The organism is Pseudonocardia endophytica (assembly GCF_004339565.1).
GTDB lineage: Bacteria > Actinomycetota > Actinomycetes > Mycobacteriales > Pseudonocardiaceae > Pseudonocardia > Pseudonocardia endophytica.
Genome location: NZ_SMFZ01000002.1, coordinates 2,693,296 through 2,709,713, shown reverse-complemented (window position 1 = coordinate 2,709,713; position 16,418 = coordinate 2,693,296). Strand labels below are relative to the sequence as shown.

Here is a 16,418-nt window from a genome sequence, read left to right as displayed (position 1 = left end):
CGGCCGACACCCGCATGAGCAAGAGTGAGATCACTGCGTGCACATCTCACGAACTCGGGTGGGGGAACGGTGACCGGAACTCGTGGCCTGTTCGGCTTGGTCGCGTTGCTGGTGGCGCTCGTCGCCCTCGCGGGGGTCGTCGGCGCGCCGCCGCCGGTGCCGCCCGCCGCACCACCCCCTCCCCCGGGACCGGCGCGCGTCGTCGCGTCGCCCGGCCCGGGCGCGAACGGTGTGAACCCCGGTCGACCCGCGACGATCGACGTCGCCGACGGCCGGCTGGAGGCCGTCACGCTGACCGAGGACACCGGCAGGAAGATCGCCGGGGCGTCCGGACCCACGAACCGGACCTCGTGGTCCACGACCGGGAACCTCGCGTACGGGCACGCCTACACCTGGTCCGGCTCGGCGACCGGTGACGACGGGAAGCCGGTCGCGATCCGCGGGTCGTTCCGGACGGTGCGGCCCCAGCAGCTGCGTGAGGCACGGTTCACGATCGCGGACAACACGACGGTCGGCGTCGCGGCCGTCGTCGTCCTGCAGTTCGACGGGACGGTGAAGGACAAGGCCGCCGTGCAGCGGGCGCTGACGGTCCGCATGTCGCGGCCCAACGAGGGGGCGTGGGCGTGGCTGCCGGACACCGCCGACGGATCCCGGATCCACTTCCGGCCGAAGGTCTACTGGCAGCCGGGCACGGTCGTCGACGTGACGGCCGATCTGCTCGGCGTCGACATGGGCGGCGGGACCTACGGCGCCGCCGACGTCTCGAACCACCTCGTCATCGGCCGCAACCAGGTCACGAAGGCGAACTCGACGACGCGCACGCTCGTCGTCTACCGCGACGGCAAGCCGGTCCTGCGCGCGCCGGCCAGCTTCGGCATGGGCGACGACCTGAACCTCGTCACCCGCTCCGGCACGCACGTCGTGACGAACAAGGACCCCGTGAAGTACCTGTCCAACCCGGCCTACGGGTACGCGAACGTCTACGTCCGGTGGGCCGTCCGGATCAACAACAACGGCGAGTTCGTCCACTTCAACCCGCTGACGCTGAACGCCATCGGGCAGCAGAACCTGACCCACGGCTGCATCAACATCAACGAGCAGAACGCGCACGCGTTCTACGAGGACACGTTGATCGGTGACCCGGTCGAGGTCACCGGCAGCCCGGTGACGCTGTCCGCCGCGGACGGCGACATCTACGACTGGACGATCCCGTGGGCGACCTGGACGACCATGAAGGCGGCCTGACGCCCTACCGCGTCGAGCACCGCGAGCTCGTCGTCGGTCAGGAGCCGCGAGCGGACGATGAACCGCACGCCCTCCGGCGCCTCGGTGCTGGTGCTCACGTCGGAGGCGGGGAGGACCGGTCGGTCCGCCCCGCCCCGTCGTGCCATGTCCTACGAGGTCAGGAGGCCTCGACCTTCGGCATGATGTCGTTCTTGATCCGCTTGAGGTCGTCGAGCGTCTTCGCCACCGGCACGTCGGCGAACGGCGGCCAGATCAGCGGCATGGTCATGCCGGCCTCCTTGTAGGCCTTGAGCCGGTCGGTGACCTGCTTCTCGGAGCCCACGAGCAGGTTGGACGCGACACCGTTGACGGTCTGGTCGGTGTCCTCGTCGGTGATCACGGTCCAGATCATGCTGCAGATCTCGAGGTCCTTCGACCGCTTCGAGCTGCCGATCTCCTCGAACTGCTGGTCGATCGCGGTGAGCCACTTGCCGAGGCCCTCCGGCGAGTCCTGGATGCCGATCCAGCCGTCGAGGTCGTACTTCGTGATCCGCTTCGCCGAGCGCAGCGGGTCCTTGAGACCGCTCATGAAGATCGGCGGCCGCGGCTGCTGCAGCGGCTTGGCGCCGAACCCGCAGAGGTCGAAGTCGGCGAACTCGCCGTGGTACTCGAAGTGGTCGTTCTCCGCCGCCCAGACGCCCTGCATGATCTCGATCGACTCGCGCACGTGCTTGTGGCGCTTCGGGAAGATGTGCGCGGCGCTCGCCGCGGCGAACTCCTCGGGCATCCAGCCGGAGCCGAGGCCGACGTTGAGCCGGCCCTTCGACAGGTGGTCGATCGTGGCGAGCTCGGCGGCGAGCACGCCCGGCGAGCGGAACGGCGTGTCGATGATGCTCATGCCGATCCGGACCTTCGAGGTCTTCGCGGCGAGCCACGGGATCAGCGGGTAGCCCTGGAACCACTTGCCGCGGGAGGTGACGGGCAGCGCGTTGGGCAGCCCGTCCATCATGCCGAACGAGTACTGAAGTCCCTCGTGGTCCGAGACCTCCGGCACGACGATCCGGTCGAGCGTCCAGACCGAGTCGAAGTCGAGCTCCTCGGCGAGTTCGGTGAGGTCCTCGAGCTCCTTGATCGTGACCTCGTCACGGAAGTTCGGGAGGTACAGAGCGAGCTTCATCGGATACGGCCTCCTCGCCGTTCAAGTACGGTTCGCACACGCCGAGGTCGAGCGGCCGTCGGGCCGCACCCGGGACCTCAGGAGTGCGCGAAGCGTAGTCCGGATCACACTCCGCCCGGAACCCGGAACGCGCAGCGTTGAGATCGCTGTGATGATCGCGTGTGATCGTCGTGACGATCACGATCGGCGCACTGTGGACGATCGACTGGCCGACCGGTCCGGAGCCTCGCGGACGTGGTCGTGAGCCGCGCGGCCGTCGTGGGCACTGCGCGCCGTGTCCTCAGTTCTGATGATTCGGCAGGCGCGATCGCGACCTAGCGTCGGAGCACGGTGCCCACCTCGATCCGTCAGGAGTGTCATGTCCCCGTTCGCGATCGTCGCGATCCTTGCCCTGGTGGGCTACGCGATCTACAAGCAGTCGCAGCGCCACGAGGTCGTCGGTGCGCACCGGTTCACGCTCGCGATCGTCTACGTCGTCGTCGGTCTCGCGCTGGGCGGGCTGGACCTGCCGAACCGGCCCGCCGAGCAGATCCTCCTGCTCGTCTCGCTCCTGCTGAGCGTCGGCGTCGGTCTGGCGCGGGGTCGCCTGACCCGGATCTGGCGCGGCGACGACGGCCGGGTCTACGCGCAGGGCACGGCGCTCACGATCGGCCTGTTCCTCGGGATGGTGATCGTCAAGTTCGGCCTGGGCACGTGGGCGTACTTCCAGGGGCTCAGCGACCAGGGCGGGTTCGGCGAGGTCCTGCTGATGATCGGCCTGATGGTGGCGTTCCAGGCCGAGATCGTCTGGCGCCGCGGTCGCGCGCTCGGCGCCCGGGAGAACACGACGTCCGTCACGACCGCCTGATCCGGCGACGACCCGGCACGGGTATGGCCGAGCGCGCTCCGCTGATCACCGGGCCTTCTGCGGGGCCGACGCCGGGCGGCCCGGCAGTGATCAGCGGAAGTGGTCGGATCGCGTCACCAGTGGCGTGCTGCCGCCGGTTCCGCCGATCATGGGCGGGGAGTCGAGCCGGGTTGGGTCACGCGGATCACGGGCCGTTCAGCGGAGCAGGATCCGCCTGCGGATCACGAGGATCGCGGCGGCGATCAGGACCACCGCCATCGGAAGTTCGACGAGCAGTGCGGACAGCGCGCTGACCAGCCGGTCCGAACGGTCCGCCGTCGTCGTGTCGAACCAGGCGTCGCACACCAGCAGGGTCGCCGTGATCAACGCCGGAACGATCATGGTCGGGCGCGCGCGCCACGCCAGGTAGGCGGTCGTCGCCAGGCCGGCGAGCAGCGCGACGTCGAACCCGACCCACGCCAGCGTCCAGTGCGCGGCGACGTAGCGGTGCGGCAGGGTCAGGGCCAGCACGGCGATCCACGGGACCAGCACCACCGAGCCGGCGGCCGCGACCGTCACGAACCGGCGCCGGCGCCGCTCGGCGGCGCCCGGCTGCTCGGGCCGCTCGAACCGCGCGAGCCGCACCGCGAGGTCGCGACGTTCCTCGACCGACATCGCCTCGAGCAGATCGTCGGTCATACCGCTCCCCTCGGACGACGGTGCGTGTGTCCCAGGAGAGTCTGCCCAGTTCGGGCCGGACGCGGGAGACCGGACGCACTACCTGCCGGACGCACCCAGCGGCGACCACCCAGTGCCCGCCACCTACCTGCCGATCTCACTTACGCCGCCCGGCCGATCCCCGTTACAACGTGATCCCCACCACACATCCGAGGCGGCGACGCATGTCCTCACCCGACGACGGGGCCGAGGCCCCGGTCCACATCCTCTGGCTGAACGCGGGGCTGTCCTGCGACGGGGACTCCGTCGCGCTGACCACGGCCACGCAGCCGACCATCGAGGAGATCGCGCTCGGGGCCCTGCCGGGCCTGCCGAAGGTCGCGGTGCACTGGCCGCTGATCGACTTCGACAACGGGCCGATCGGCTCCCGGAACGACTTCCTGGAGAACTTCTTCAAAGCCGAGCGCGGTGAGCTGGAGCCGTTCGTGCTGGTGGTGGAAGGGTCGATCCCGAACGAGGCGATCAAGGCGGAGGGGTACTGGTCCGGATTCGGCAACGACCCGAAGACCGGGCAGCCGATCACGGTGAGCGAGTGGCTGGACCGGCTCGCGCCGAGGGCGACGATCGTGCTCGCCGTCGGCACGTGCGCCACGTACGGCGGCATCCACGCGATGGCCGGCAACCCGACCGGCGCCATGGGCGTACCGGACTACCTGGGGTGGAGCTGGAAGTCCAAGGCCGGGATCCCGATCGTCTGCGTGCCCGGCTGCCCTACCCATCCGGACAACCTGTCCGAGACGATCCTCTACCTGCTCTACCAGGCCGCCGGACTGGCGCCGATGATCCCGCTGGACGAGGCGCTGCGGCCGCAGTGGCTGTTCGGCGCCACCGTGCACGAGGGCTGCGACCGCGGCGGCTACTACGAGCAGGGCCAGTTCGCCACCGAGTACGGGCAGCCGGAGTGCCTGGTCAAACTCGGGTGCTGGGGCCCGGTCGTGAAGTGCAACGTGCCGAAGCGCGGCTGGGTGAACGGCGTCGGCGGCTGCCCCAACGTCGGCGGGATCTGCATCGGCTGCACGATGCCGGGCTTCCCGGACAAGTTCATGCCGTTCATGGACGCGCCGCCCGGATCGCTGGTCAGCTCGAACGCGAGCAAGACCTACGGCGGCGTGATGCGCAAGCTCCGCTCCATCACCGAGAAGAAGCTCGACGCCGAGCCGAAGTGGCGGCACAAGGGACGCGAGCTCACTACCGGCTACGCGAAGGTCTGGTGACCCGATGACCACCACCCAGCCGAAGCACGCCCAGTCGGGCGAGGACACCACCGGCCTCACCGAGATGTCCTGGGACCCGATCACCCGGATCGTCGGGTCGCTCGGGATCTACACGAAGATCGACTTCCCGAACCGGAGGGTGGCCGAGTGCCACTCCACGTCGTCGATCTTCCGCGGCTACTCGATCTTCATGAAGGGCAAGGACCCGCGGGACGCGCACTTCATCACGAGCCGGATCTGCGGGATCTGCGGCGACAACCACGCCACGTGTTCGGTCTACAACCAGAACATGGCCTACGGCGTGCGCCCGCCGCACCTCGGCGAGTGGATCATCAACCTCGGCGAGGCCGCCGAGTACATGTTCGATCACAACATCTTCCAGGAGAACCTGGTCGGGGTGGACTTCTGCGAGAAGATGATCGCGGAGACGAACCCGGGCGTGCTGGAGTTCGCGAACCGCAAGGAGTCACCGCACGCCGCCGAGCACGGGTACCGGACCATCGGCGACATCATGCGGGCGCTGAACCCGTTCACCGGCGAGTTCTATCGCGAGGCACTGCAGGTCAGCCGCTACACGCGCGAGATGTTCTGCCTGATGGAGGGCAAGCACGTCCACCCGTCCACGTTGTACCCGGGCGGCGTCGGCACGCACGCGACGATCCAGCTGTTCACCGACTACTACGCCCGCCTCATGCGGTACGTGGAGTTCATGAAGAAGGTCGTCCCGATGCACGACGACCTGTTCGACTTCATGTACGAGGCGCTGCCCGGCTACGAGGAGGTCGGGCGCAGGCGGGTGCTGCTGGGCTGCTGGGGCTCGCTGAACGACCCGGACCACTGCGACTTCGACTACAAGAACATGACCAACTGGGGACGCAAGATGTTCGTGACCCCTGGCGTCGTCGTCGACGGGAAGCTGGTCACGAACGACCTCGTCGAGATCAACCTCGGCATCCGGATCCTGCTCGGGCACTCGTTCTACCGTGACTGGGAGGACCAGGAGCAGTTCGTCAAGCACGACCCGCTGGGCAACGCGGTCGACATGCGCCACCCGTGGAACCAGCACACGATCCCGGCGCCGCAGAAACGCGACTTCGACGACAAGTACTCCTGGACGATGTCGCCGCGCTGGTACGACGGCAAGGACTTCCTGCCCCTGGACACCGGCGGCGGCCCGCTGGCGCGGCTGTGGCCGACGGCGCTGTCCGGGCTGGTGGACACGGAGTTCGTCAAGTCCACCGGGCACAGCGTGATCATCAACCTGCCCCGCACGGCGCTGAAGCCCGAGGTCAGCTTCGAGTGGAAGCCACCGATGGACCCCAAGGGCGAACCGCTGTCCAACGCGATCGAGCGGGACCGGGCCCGGACGTACTTCCAGGCCTACGCGGCGGGCATCGCGCTGCACTGCATCGAGAAGGCGCTGGCCGAGGTGCGCGGCGGCAACTCGAAGACGTGGGAGAAGTTCGTCGTCCCGGACGAGGCGATCAGCTGCGGGTTCACCGAGGCCGTGCGCGGCGTGCTGAGCCACCACATGGTCATCCGCGGCGGCAAGATCGCGAACTACCACCCGTACCCGCCGACACCGTGGAACGGCAGCGTGCGCGACCAGTTCGGCACGCCCGGCCCGTACGAGGACGCCGTGCAGAACACGCCGATCTTCGAGGAGAACCGAGGCGAGGACTTCAAGGGGATCGACATCATGCGTGCGGTGCGGAGCATGGACCCGTGCCTGCCGTGCGGCGTGCACATGTACGGCGGCGGGGTGGACCGGCACGTCACGCACTCCCCCGGCTCGCTGAACGTCATCTGAGATGGGTGACCAGCTGGATCCGGTCCAGGTCGCGGAACGCATCGAGGAGGTGCTCGAGTCACTCGACCCGTCGGCACGCCCGGCGGGCGAGGAGCTGGTCCGGCTGCTCATGCGGTTCTACGGCGCAGGGCTGGAGCAGGTCGTCGCGATCAGCCGGGCCGGGACCGGGGACGGTGCGGTGCACCGGCTCGCGGCCGACCCGCTCGTCGGTGCGCTGCTCGCGCTGCACGACCTGCACCCGGTGGACCTGCGCACCCGTGTGGAGCACGCCATCGCCGCGGCGAAGCGGAAGCTGGGAAGCCACGGCGGCGACGTCGACCTGCTGGGCATCGACGCCGACGGCACGGTGCGGGTCGCGCTCGGGGCCGCCGGCTGCGGTGCGGCGACGCTGCGCGAGGTCGTCTCCGACGAGGTGACGGCCGCGGCGCCGGACAGTGCCGGCGTGTCCTTCGTGGACACCGAAGCGGGGCCGACGCTGCTGCAGATCGGGATGCGGGCCTCGTCGTGACGTCCCTCCGGCGTTTCCTGGTCCGGCCCGAACCGGAGCCGGAGCGCTGCGAGCTGTGCGCGACGCCGGTGTCGCACGAGCACCCGCACCTCGTGCATGTGACCGACCGGCGGCTGGTCTGCGCGTGCGGACCCTGCTCGTTCCTGTTCGACGACCCCGGTGCCGGTCAGCACCGCCGGGTGCCGGACCGCTGTCTCGTGGATCCGGCGTTCGCCCTCGACGACGGGCAGTGGGACGCGTTGCAGATCCCGGTCGGGATGGCGTTCTTCCTGCACAACTCGGTGCAGGACGCGCTCGTCGCCTGCTACCCGAGCCCGGCCGGGGCGACGGAGAGCGAGCTGCCGTCGGCTCGCTGGTCGCAGGTGAGTCCGCTCGTCGCCGAGCTGGTCCCGGACGTGGAGGCGGTGCTCGTCCGCCGCGAACCGTCCACCTGCCTGCTCGTGCCGATCGACGCCTGCTACCGGCTCGTCGGGCTGGTCCGGCTGCACTGGCGCGGCTTCGACGGCGGCGCGGACGCCCACGCCGCCGTCGACGCGTTCTTCTCGTCGCTCCTGGAACGCGCGTCGGAGCTCGCGACGTGACCGGCACGGTGACGTTCACCTGCACCGGGTCGCGGGCCGAGGCATACTCCGCCGCCCCGTCGCTGACGCTGGACCTGCGCATCGAGGACGGCACCGGACGTCGCGTGCACGCGATCGCGCTGCGCGTGCAGATCCGGATCGACCCGCGCGGGCGTCGCTACACCGACTCCGAGACGGCGCGCCTGACGGACCTGTTCGGCGAGCCGCACCGCTGGGGCGAGACGCTGAACCCGCTGCAGCTCACGACCGTGCCGGTGATGGTCCCGTCGTTCACCGGGGCGATCACGGTGCCCGTCGCCGTCCCGCTGTCCTACGACCTCGACGTCGCGTCCGGGCGCTACTTCACCGGGCTCGACGGCGGGCACGTGCCGCTCGTGCTGCTGTTCTCCGGCACGCTGTTCTACGCGGGCGACGCCGGGGTGCAGGTCGGGCTCGTGTCCTGGCAGGAGGAGGCCCACCACCGGCTCCCGGTCGCGGTGTGGCGGGACGCCATGGACGCCCACTTCCCGGACGCCGGATGGGTCCGGCTGCGCCGCGACGTCCTCGACCGGCTCGTCGCCTACCGCTCCGCACACGCCGTGACCTGGGACGACGCGGTGGACCGCCTCCTCAAGGAGGCGGGCGCATGACCGATCCGTTCTCCGAGATCGCCGCCCTCGCGGACGCCGTGCTGTACGAGGGCTACCTGCTCTACCCGTACCGGGCGTCGGCGCAGAAGAACCGGGTGCGCTGGCAGTGGGGCGTGCTGATGCCGTCCGGCCACGGAGCCGACTCCGGCGAGGTCTCGTCGCAGCGCGCCGAGGTGCTGGTCGAGCCGCGCGGTGACGACGCGACGCTGCGGGTGCGCGTCCGGTTCCTGCGCCAGGAGCGGCGGGCCCTGTTCGACGCGGACGGCCGGCCGGTCGAGTCGCTCACCGTCGGCGACGTCCGGCATCTGGCGTTCGACGAGGGCGTGCCGTCCCAGGTCGACGCCGTGCCGACGATCGACTCGATCCGCGACGGAACGACGATCCCGATCAGGTTGCCCGCCTCCCGCACCGAGGAGCGTCTGTCCCATCCGGACGGATCGTTCGCCGGGCGGATCGTGCGGACCCGCTCGGCACTGACCGCCTCGGCCGGGCTCACCGCGCGGGAGATCCCCGGCCCGTACGCGACGCTCCGGCTCACGCTGGAGATCCACAACGCCTCCGCCGTGACGCCAGGAGACACCCGCGACGAGGCGCTGCGCACCGCCATGATCGGCACCCACACGCTGATGGCCGTCACGCCCGGGTCGTTCGTGTCGCCGACCGACCCGCCGGAGTGGGCGCGCGAACTGGTCGCCGGATGCGCTTCCGAGAACGTCTGGCCGTCGCTGGCCGGACCAGAGGACCGTTCCGACCTGCTGCTCTGCACCCCGATCATCCTCGGTGACCACGCCCGGATCGCCCCGGAGAGCGGGATCGACCTGTTCGACGGCACCGAGAACGACGAGATCCTCACCCTGCGCACGATGGTGCTGACGGAGGCGGAGAAGGCCGAGGCCCGCGCGACCGACCCGCGCGCCGCCGAGATCATCGATGCCGTCGACGCACTGCCGCCGGAGATGCTGGACCGCCTGCACGGGGCGATCCGGTCCCTGCGCGGCCCGACCGGACGGGCGGACGACGGCGTCCCGACGTTCACGACGCCGGGCAACCCGCCGGCCGAACTGGACGAGGGTGCCGTTCGTGCAATGACACGTGACGAACGTGGCGTTCGTTCGCCTGTGGCGCCGCTCGGGGCGGACTCACCGGAGGCCGCGCCCCCGGAGTCGACGCCGTGGTGGGACCCGGGTGCGGACTCCGATGTGGACCCGGAGACCGACTCGGTGCTGGTCGGGGACCGATCCGTGGCCCGCGGGAGCGCCGTCGTGCTGCGCCCGGGCCGGGGAACCGACGCCCAGGACCGCTTCCTGACCGGCATGCGGGCCACCGTCCAGGCCGTCGTGCACGACGTCGACGGCGGCGTGCACGTCGCCGTATCGGTCGACGACGACCCGGCCGCGGAGATGCAGCTGGCGCACGGTCGCTTCCGCTACTTCCGCCCGGACGAGCTGGAGCCGGCATGAGCGAGCTCGTGAGCGAATCGTCGGCGGCGCCCAGGGTGCTCGTGGCCGGGATCGGGAACGTGTTCCTCGGCGACGACGGCTTCGGCGTCGAGGTCGCGCAGCGCCTGCTGGCCCGGGGCGGGTTGCCGGACGGCGTCGAGGTCGCCGACGTGGGGATCCGCGGCGTGCACCTCGCCTACCAGCTCCTCGACGGCTGGGACGGGCTGCTGCTGGTCGACGCGATGCACCGGGACGGGCCGCCCGGAACGCTCTACCGCCTCGAGCACACCTACGACGGGCCGCCCCGGCGGGCCGGGATCCAGGTCGACGGCCACGACATGAGCCCGGACGTCGTCCTCGGGCTGCTGCGCGAGCTGGCTGTCGCGACCGATGTGGACCGACCTGTCGGGCGGGTGCTGGTGGTCGGCTGCGAACCCGCGACCACCGCTGAGGGCATCGGTCTCTCCCCACCGGTGGCCGCCGCCGTCGAACCCGCACTGGACGTCGTCGACGAACTCCTGGACCTGGTGCTCGAGACGAAGGAGGGAGCTCACCCGTGAAGTTCGTGAAGCTGCTGTTCCTGGCCGTTCTGGCCGGGGTCGCCGCGACGGTGATCGCGTCGGCGGACGAGATCGAGCGGTACCGCAAGATCAGCGCGATGTGAGGGGGACCGACATGTGCCTCGGGATACCCGGCGAGGTGGTCGAGCTGATGCCCGGCCACGAGGACCTGGCGATGGTCAGCGTCGAGGGCGTGCAGCGGGCCGTCAACATCGGGCTGCTGCGCGAGGACGGAGGCGATCTCGACCTGCGGCCGGGCGACTGGATCCTGATCCACGTCGGGTTCGCGCTGTCCAAGATCGACGAGGCCGAGGCGAAGGCGTCGCTGGAGTGGCTCACCGGCGTCGGCGACGCCTACACCGACGAGCTCGACGCGTTGCGCGCGTCCGACATCACGTAAGGGATGAGCTGCAGTGCGGTTTGTTGACGAGTTCCGCGACGCCGGGACCGCCCGTGCGCTGGCCGGCGAGATCGCCGCGCTGTGCGAGCCCGGGCGGCACTACAAGTTCATGGAGGTGTGCGGCGGGCACACGCACACGATCTACAAGCACGGCCTGGAGGACTACCTCCCGGAGACCGTCTCGCTCGTGCACGGTCCCGGCTGCCCGGTCTGCGTGATCCCGATGGGCCGGGTCGACGACGCGATCGCGCTCGCCGAGCACGACGACGTGATCATGACGTCGTTCGGCGACATGATGCGGGTGCCCGGCGGGCGCGGGTCGTTCTTCGATTCGAAGGCCGCCGGGGCGGACATCCGGATGGTGTACTCGCCGCTGGACGCGTTGAAGATCGCTCGGAAGAACCCGGACAAGCGCGTCGTGTTCATGGCGATCGGGTTCGAGACGACGGCGCCGTCCACGGCGATGACCGTGCTGCGCGCGCAGGCCGAGAAGCTCGACAACTTCGCGATCTTCTGCAACCACGTCACGATCCTGCCCGCGATCAAGGCCATCCTGGACTCACCGGACCTGCGTCTCGACGGGTTCATCGGGCCGGGTCACGTCTCCACCGTGATCGGCTGCAGGCCCTACGAGTGGATCTCCCGCGACCACGGGAAGCCGCTGGTCACGGCCGGGTTCGAGCCGCTGGACATCCTGCAGTCGGTCTACCAGCTGCTGCTCCAGTGCAAGGAGGGGCGCTGCGAGGTCGAGAACCAGTACGCGCGGGTCGTGCCGTGGGAGGGCAATCCGACCGCGCTCGGCGTGATCGGACGCGTGATGGAGCTGCGGCCGCACTTCGAGTGGCGCGGGCTCGGGTTCATCCCGCACTCCGCGCTGCAGGTGCGCTCCGAGTTCGCCGCGTTCGACGCGGAACGGATCTTCGACGTGCCGGGCGTGCGTGTCGCGGACCCGAAGGCCTGCCAGTGCGGCGAGGTGCTCAAGGGCGTGCTGCGCCCCTGGGAGTGCAAGGTGTTCGGCACCGCGTGCACGCCGGAGACGCCGATCGGCACGTGCATGGTGTCCTCCGAGGGCGCGTGCGCGGCGTACTACAACTTCGGGCGGTTCAGCCGGGAGCGCCTCGACGCGGCGGTGCGGTCGTGACCTCGCAGGACCTCGGGGCGTCCATCCCGACCCGCGCCGACTGGGCGGAGCAGGCGGTCGCCTCGGAGGGGCCGCTGCCGGGCACCGACCACCCCACGCGCGAGCAACAGGTGCTGGACCGGATCGCGAAGGCCCGCGCCCGCCGTCCGAAGCTGCGCGAGGAGCGGATCACGCTCTCGCACGGCGCGGGCGGCAAGGCGACCCAGACGCTGGTCGAGGCGCTGTTCCTGGAGGCGTTCCGCAACCCGGTGCTCGAGCAGCTGGAGGACGGCGCGTCCGTGCCAGGGGCGGCGCGACTGGCGTTCACGACGGACTCGCACGTCGTCTCGCCGCTGTTCTTCCCCGGCGGCGACATCGGGTCGCTCGCCGTGCACGGCACGGTGAACGACCTCGCGATGACCGGAGCCCGGCCGCTGTACCTGTCCGCGGGCTTCGTGCTGGAGGAGGGCTTCCCGATCGTCGACCTGCGCCGGATCGTCGACTCGATGGCCGCGGCCGCCGCGGAGGCGGGCGTGCAGATCGTCACCGGTGACACGAAGGTCGTCGAACGTGGCAAGGCCGACGGCTGCTACATCACGACGGCCGGTGTCGGCGCCCTGGAACGCGACCTCGTGCTGTCCGCGGCGGGCGCGCGGCCCGGCGACCGGGTGCTGGTGTCCGGACCGATCGGCGACCACGGCATCACCGTGATGCTGGCGCGCGGCGAGCTGGACATCGTCGCCGACGTCGCGTCGGACACGGCGTCCCTGCACGGGATCACGGCCGACCTGCTGGACGCGGCCGGCGCCGGTGTGCGCTGCCTGCGGGACGCCACCCGCGGCGGCGTCGCGACGATCTGCAACGAGGTCGCGACGGCGTCCGGCGTCGCCGTCGTGCTCGACGAGAAGGCGGTCCCGGTGCGGCCGGTCGTGAACGGGGCGTCCGAACTGCTGGGGATCGATCCGCTGTACGTCGCGTGCGAGGGCCGGCTCGTCGCCGTCGTCGCACCGGAAGCGGCCGACGCCGCACTCGCCGCACTGACCGCGCACCCGCTCGGCGAGGGTGCGGCGATCATCGGCACGGTCGCCGACGACCCGCCGGGGCTGGTGCTGCTCAAGACCTCGTTCGGCGGGACGCGGATCGTGGACCTGCTCGTCGGCGACCCGCTGCCCCGGATCTGCTGATGCACGAGTTGTCGATCACGCAGGAGGTCGTGGACCAGATCGTCGCGAAGCTCGGGGACGTGCGGGTCCGACGGGTGCGGCTCGAGGTCGGGCGGCTGTCCGGGATCGTGCCGGACGCGATGGCGTTCTGCTTCGAGCTGGTCACGGCCGGGACCGGGCTGGAGGGCGCCGCGCTGGAGTTCGACCGGCCGTCCGGCTCCGCCCGGTGCCGCACGTGCGGTGCGCAGTTCCGCTGCTCGGAGCCGCTCCCGTTGTGCGACTGCGGAAGTGCCGACGTCGAGGTGACCGGCGGGACGAGCCTGCGGATCAGGGAAGTGGAGGTCGAGCCGGCATGTGCGCCACCTGCGGATGCTCCGACGACGCCGGCGTGAGGGTGACCGCCCCGCACTCGCACGCCGCGGACCACGGGCACGGACACGGGCATGGGCACGCCGTCGACCGGGACACTCGCACGGTCCCGCTCGAGGTGGACCTGCTCGCCAAGAACGACCGGCTCGCCGGCCGCAACCGGCGATGGCTGGCCGAGCGCGGGGTCGTCGCGCTCAACCTGATGAGCTCCCCGGGTTCCGGGAAGACGACGCTGCTGGAGCGCACGATCACCGACCTCGGCGCCGAGCTGCCCTGCGCGGTCCTGGAGGGCGACCAGGAGACGCTGCTCGACGCGGACCGGATCGCCGCCACCGGCGCCCGCGTGCTGCAGATCAACACCGGGGCCGGTTGCCATCTGGACGCGGACATGGTCGCCGAGGGGGTGCGCACGCTCGATCTCGAACAGGGCTCCCTGCTGTTCGTGGAGAACGTCGGCAATCTCGTCTGCCCCGCCCTGTTCGACCTGGGTGAGTCCGCGCGGGTGGTGATCGTCTCGGTGACGGAGGGGGCGGACAAGCCGCTGAAGTACCCGCACATGTTCCGGACCGCGGACCTGGTGCTGGTCAACAAGATCGACCTGCTGCCGTACGTGGACTTCGACGTCGATCGGTGTGCCGGGTACATCCGTCGCGCCCGCCCGGACGCCGAGATCCTGCTCGTGTCCGCCACCGGCGGCGACGGCCTCGACGACTGGTACTCCTGGCTGCGTCGATCCCGCTGACATGGCGCTGAGGGCTGTCCCGACCATGATCGAACAGCCCTCAGTGCCATCTCACCCGGATTCGCGGTAGCGAACCCCGCCCCCGGATCCGGTCCCGGTGTGCTCGTCGCCGGGCGAGCCTCCGTGCATGACGGTGCCCGGTTGGCCCGACGTGTTCCGCGGTTCGGACGCCATCGCCGCCGGCCTGGTCACGCGGGGTGTGCTGCGCGGTCCCCGGTTCCGATGCCTCCTGCCGGACACCTACGCCTCGGCGGGGCCGGAGCCGAACCTGCTGCTCCTCTCGCACGCCGCGTTCCGCTGGTCACGCGGTCGCGGTGTGCTGTCCGGCTACTCGGCGGCGGAGCTGCTCGACGCGTCGTGCGCGCCGCACGGGGCTCCGGCCGAGCTCACCGTGGGTCAGGACGTCCTGCGTTCCCGCGACGACGTCGTCGTGCGGCACGGGGAGCTGCACCCCGGCGAGGTCACGACGGTCGACGGCCTGCGCGTCACCACGGCGCTCCGCACGGCGTTCGACCTGGGACGGCGGCTCGACCTGGTCGAGTCCGTGGTGGCCGTCGACACGCTCGCCCGGGTCCACCGGTTCTCGCCGGACCTGCTGCTGCACTTCGCCATCCGCTACCCGCACACCCGTGGCGTCGACCGGTTGCTGGACACTCTGTACCTGTCCGACCGCCGTTCCGGGTCCCCTCCCGAGACCCGACTGCGGCTGGTTCTCGTCCAGGCCGGACTCCCACGGCCCGTCGTCCAGCACCCGGTCCTCGACGACGACCGCCGGCGCGCCGTCTGGCTCGACCTCGCCTACCCGCGGCACATGCTCGGCGTCGAGTACGACGGCCGCGACCACCTCGACCCGGACCAGGTGCTCAGGGACATCGAACGGCACACCCGGCTCGCCGCCGCCGGATGGCGCGTCCTGCGCTACACGGCCCGCGACATCCGCAGGGACCCGGACCGCATCGTCCGCGAGGTCGCGTCGGCCCTCGGGTGATCGACTCCGGCTGACATGGCGCTCAGGGCTGTCCCGGCCATGATCGAACAGCCGTCAGCGCCATGTCAGCCGGACTCTCCGAACAGGTCCGGCGTCGTCGGGGGCACGTCGTCGAGGAACGCGGTGATCATCGGCACGAGCACCGCCGACTCCCCCGAGATCCCGATGTGCGACGTCGCCGGGAGGATCACCAGGCGCGCCTTCGGCGAGGTCTGCATGATCCCGGTCTCCGCCGCCTGCTGGTCACCGCCGCCGAGCAGCAGGAACATCTCCACCGCGTGCTCCGGCCGCACCCCGTCCGCGTCGCCGACGATCACCATGGCCTTCGCCGTGATCGACCGCATCTCCTCGTCGCTGATCTCCTGGTCCTCGTTGTTCAGGACCTTCATCTTCTCGAGGTAGGCGTCGAACGCGGCCGGGTCGGGCGTGTGTTCCAGGAACGCCGTCTCGACGGGCGTGCCGGCGAACGGCGAGGTGTCGAGGCCCGCGATGCTCGTCAGCACCACCGGGTACCACCCGTCCCTGCGGAACGTCGCGGACAGCGAGACCAGCTTCCCGACCAGCGTCGGGTGCCGGAGCGCGAGCTGGAGCGCGACCCCGCCGCCCTGCGAGTAGCCCATGACGTCCGCCCGCTCCACGTCCAACGCACGCAGGAGCGCCGCGGCGTCGTCGGCGAACTGCTCGTAGGACATCGCGCGGGGCGTGTCCGGGGTGCGGCCGTGGCCCTGCTGGTCGACGACGATCACGGGGCGGTCGGCCGCGAACGCGGACGCCCACACGGCCATCGAGCCGGTGGCCATGAACGCGCCGGGGATCAGCAGCAACGGCGGCGAGGAACCGAGCTCGCCGTACACCTCGTAGTGGAGGTCCAGGCCGTTGATCGGCAGGTGGCCGATGCGCGAGGGGGTCACGATGTCTCCCGGGTTCGAC

The 16,418-nt window shown here is 70.7% G+C and carries 19 protein-coding genes; 15 read left to right on the top strand and 4 right to left on the bottom strand.

Annotated elements, in window-relative coordinates:
- Positions 1-69 precede the first annotated feature (69 nt).
- Positions 70-1,245: a L,D-transpeptidase gene (locus tag EV378_RS31390; protein ID WP_132431119.1), complete on the top strand. Its 1,176-nt coding sequence runs from the start codon at positions 70-72 to the stop codon at positions 1,243-1,245.
- Here EV378_RS31390 and EV378_RS35640 read toward each other — a convergent pair.
- Both EV378_RS35640 and EV378_RS31385 read right to left on the bottom strand, forming a co-directional pair.
- The gene (locus EV378_RS35640) at positions 1,194-1,343 is read right to left on the bottom strand and encodes a hypothetical protein (RefSeq protein ID WP_207909041.1); all 150 of its coding nucleotides are present in this window, start codon (positions 1,341-1,343) and stop codon (positions 1,194-1,196) included. The genes EV378_RS31390 and EV378_RS35640 overlap by 52 nt on opposite strands.
- 59 nt (positions 1,344-1,402) lie before the next feature.
- The gene (locus EV378_RS31385; RefSeq protein ID WP_132431117.1) at positions 1,403-2,401 is read right to left on the bottom strand and encodes an LLM class flavin-dependent oxidoreductase; all 999 of its coding nucleotides are present in this window, start codon (positions 2,399-2,401) and stop codon (positions 1,403-1,405) included.
- A 358-nt stretch (positions 2,402-2,759) separates the two neighbouring features.
- Here EV378_RS31385 and EV378_RS31380 point away from each other — a divergent pair, with 358 nt between their 5' ends.
- Positions 2,760-3,248, top strand: coding sequence for a DUF1453 domain-containing protein (locus tag EV378_RS31380; protein ID WP_132431115.1), 489 nt, complete (start codon positions 2,760-2,762; stop codon positions 3,246-3,248).
- Between the two features lie 195 nt (positions 3,249-3,443).
- Here EV378_RS31380 and EV378_RS31375 read toward each other — a convergent pair whose 3' ends face one another.
- A complete protein-coding gene (locus EV378_RS31375) occupies positions 3,444-3,926 on the bottom strand; it encodes a hypothetical protein (RefSeq protein WP_132431113.1) in 483 nt (160 codons plus the stop codon).
- Between the two features lie 203 nt (positions 3,927-4,129).
- Here EV378_RS31375 and EV378_RS31370 point away from each other — a divergent pair, with 203 nt between their 5' ends.
- From EV378_RS31370 to EV378_RS31310, 13 genes are all read left to right on the top strand, one after another.
- Positions 4,130-5,179 (top strand): NADH-quinone oxidoreductase subunit B family protein, encoded by a 1,050-nt coding sequence (locus EV378_RS31370; protein WP_132431111.1) that lies wholly within the window; start codon positions 4,130-4,132, stop codon positions 5,177-5,179.
- Positions 5,180-5,183: 4 nt separating this feature from the next.
- Positions 5,184-6,989, top strand: coding sequence for a nickel-dependent hydrogenase large subunit (locus EV378_RS31365; protein ID WP_132431109.1), 1,806 nt, complete (start codon positions 5,184-5,186; stop codon positions 6,987-6,989).
- 1 nt (position 6,990) lies between these two features.
- The gene (locus tag EV378_RS31360) at positions 6,991-7,497 is read left to right on the top strand and encodes a NifU family protein (RefSeq protein WP_132431107.1); all 507 of its coding nucleotides are present in this window, start codon (positions 6,991-6,993) and stop codon (positions 7,495-7,497) included.
- Positions 7,494-8,078 (top strand): DUF5947 family protein, encoded by a 585-nt coding sequence (locus tag EV378_RS31355; RefSeq protein ID WP_132431105.1) that lies wholly within the window; start codon positions 7,494-7,496, stop codon positions 8,076-8,078. The genes EV378_RS31360 and EV378_RS31355 overlap by 4 nt, the downstream gene beginning before the upstream one ends.
- Positions 8,075-8,707: a DUF6084 family protein gene (locus tag EV378_RS31350; protein WP_132431103.1), complete on the top strand. Its 633-nt coding sequence runs from the start codon at positions 8,075-8,077 to the stop codon at positions 8,705-8,707. Before EV378_RS31355 ends, EV378_RS31350 begins: the two co-directional genes overlap by 4 nt.
- The gene (locus EV378_RS31345) at positions 8,704-10,167 is read left to right on the top strand and encodes a hypothetical protein (RefSeq protein ID WP_132431101.1); all 1,464 of its coding nucleotides are present in this window, start codon (positions 8,704-8,706) and stop codon (positions 10,165-10,167) included. The genes EV378_RS31350 and EV378_RS31345 overlap by 4 nt, the downstream gene beginning before the upstream one ends.
- A complete protein-coding gene (locus EV378_RS31340; protein ID WP_132431099.1) occupies positions 10,164-10,706 on the top strand; it encodes a hydrogenase maturation protease in 543 nt (180 codons plus the stop codon). The genes EV378_RS31345 and EV378_RS31340 overlap by 4 nt, the downstream gene beginning before the upstream one ends.
- Before the next feature lie 115 nt (positions 10,707-10,821).
- Positions 10,822-11,106, top strand: coding sequence for a HypC/HybG/HupF family hydrogenase formation chaperone (locus tag EV378_RS31335; RefSeq protein ID WP_132432980.1), 285 nt, complete (start codon positions 10,822-10,824; stop codon positions 11,104-11,106).
- Positions 11,107-11,119: 13 nt separating this feature from the next.
- Positions 11,120-12,247 (top strand): hydrogenase formation protein HypD, encoded by a 1,128-nt coding sequence (hypD, locus tag EV378_RS31330; RefSeq protein WP_132431097.1) that lies wholly within the window; start codon positions 11,120-11,122, stop codon positions 12,245-12,247.
- A 74-nt stretch (positions 12,248-12,321) separates the two neighbouring features.
- A complete protein-coding gene (gene hypE / locus EV378_RS31325) occupies positions 12,322-13,410 on the top strand; it encodes a hydrogenase expression/formation protein HypE (protein ID WP_132432978.1) in 1,089 nt (362 codons plus the stop codon).
- Entirely contained in the window at positions 13,410-13,781 is a 372-nt protein-coding gene (locus tag EV378_RS31320; RefSeq protein ID WP_132431095.1) for a hydrogenase maturation nickel metallochaperone HypA/HybF, read from the top strand. Before hypE ends, EV378_RS31320 begins: the two co-directional genes overlap by 1 nt.
- The gene (gene hypB / locus EV378_RS31315; RefSeq protein ID WP_132431093.1) at positions 13,742-14,500 is read left to right on the top strand and encodes a hydrogenase nickel incorporation protein HypB; all 759 of its coding nucleotides are present in this window, start codon (positions 13,742-13,744) and stop codon (positions 14,498-14,500) included. The genes EV378_RS31320 and hypB overlap by 40 nt, the downstream gene beginning before the upstream one ends.
- A gap of 127 nt (positions 14,501-14,627) precedes the next feature.
- Positions 14,628-15,488, top strand: a complete 861-nt coding sequence (locus EV378_RS31310) for a DUF559 domain-containing protein (RefSeq protein ID WP_132431091.1) — start codon at positions 14,628-14,630, stop codon at positions 15,486-15,488.
- Between the two features lie 65 nt (positions 15,489-15,553).
- Here the strand turns inward: EV378_RS31310 and EV378_RS31305 are convergent, their stop codons facing one another.
- The gene (locus EV378_RS31305; protein WP_207908916.1) at positions 15,554-16,399 is read right to left on the bottom strand and encodes an alpha/beta fold hydrolase; all 846 of its coding nucleotides are present in this window, start codon (positions 16,397-16,399) and stop codon (positions 15,554-15,556) included.
- Positions 16,400-16,418 lie beyond the last annotated feature (19 nt).

Bases quoted from the DNA above. Each gene is read 5' to 3' on its own strand.
- EV378_RS31335 (WP_132432980.1), top strand. From the start codon at position 10,822: ATGTGCCTCGGGATACCCGGCGAGGTGGTCGAGCTGATGCCCGGCCAC.
- EV378_RS31340 (WP_132431099.1), top strand. From the start codon at position 10,164: ATGAGCGAGCTCGTGAGCGAATCGTCGGCGGCGCCCAGGGTGCTCGTG.
- EV378_RS31345 (WP_132431101.1), top strand. From the start codon at position 8,704: ATGACCGATCCGTTCTCCGAGATCGCCGCCCTCGCGGACGCCGTGCTG.
- EV378_RS31375 (WP_132431113.1), bottom strand. From the start codon at position 3,926: ATGACCGACGATCTGCTCGAGGCGATGTCGGTCGAGGAACGTCGCGAC.
- EV378_RS31370 (WP_132431111.1), top strand. From the start codon at position 4,130: ATGTCCTCACCCGACGACGGGGCCGAGGCCCCGGTCCACATCCTCTGG.
- hypB (WP_132431093.1), top strand. From the start codon at position 13,742: ATGTGCGCCACCTGCGGATGCTCCGACGACGCCGGCGTGAGGGTGACC.
- EV378_RS31360 (WP_132431107.1), top strand. From the start codon at position 6,991: ATGGGTGACCAGCTGGATCCGGTCCAGGTCGCGGAACGCATCGAGGAG.
- EV378_RS31385 (WP_132431117.1), bottom strand. From the start codon at position 2,401: ATGAAGCTCGCTCTGTACCTCCCGAACTTCCGTGACGAGGTCACGATC.
- EV378_RS31320 (WP_132431095.1), top strand. From the start codon at position 13,410: ATGCACGAGTTGTCGATCACGCAGGAGGTCGTGGACCAGATCGTCGCG.
- EV378_RS31365 (WP_132431109.1), top strand. From the start codon at position 5,184: ATGACCACCACCCAGCCGAAGCACGCCCAGTCGGGCGAGGACACCACC.
- EV378_RS31310 (WP_132431091.1), top strand. From the start codon at position 14,628: ATGACGGTGCCCGGTTGGCCCGACGTGTTCCGCGGTTCGGACGCCATC.
- EV378_RS31380 (WP_132431115.1), top strand. From the start codon at position 2,760: ATGTCCCCGTTCGCGATCGTCGCGATCCTTGCCCTGGTGGGCTACGCG.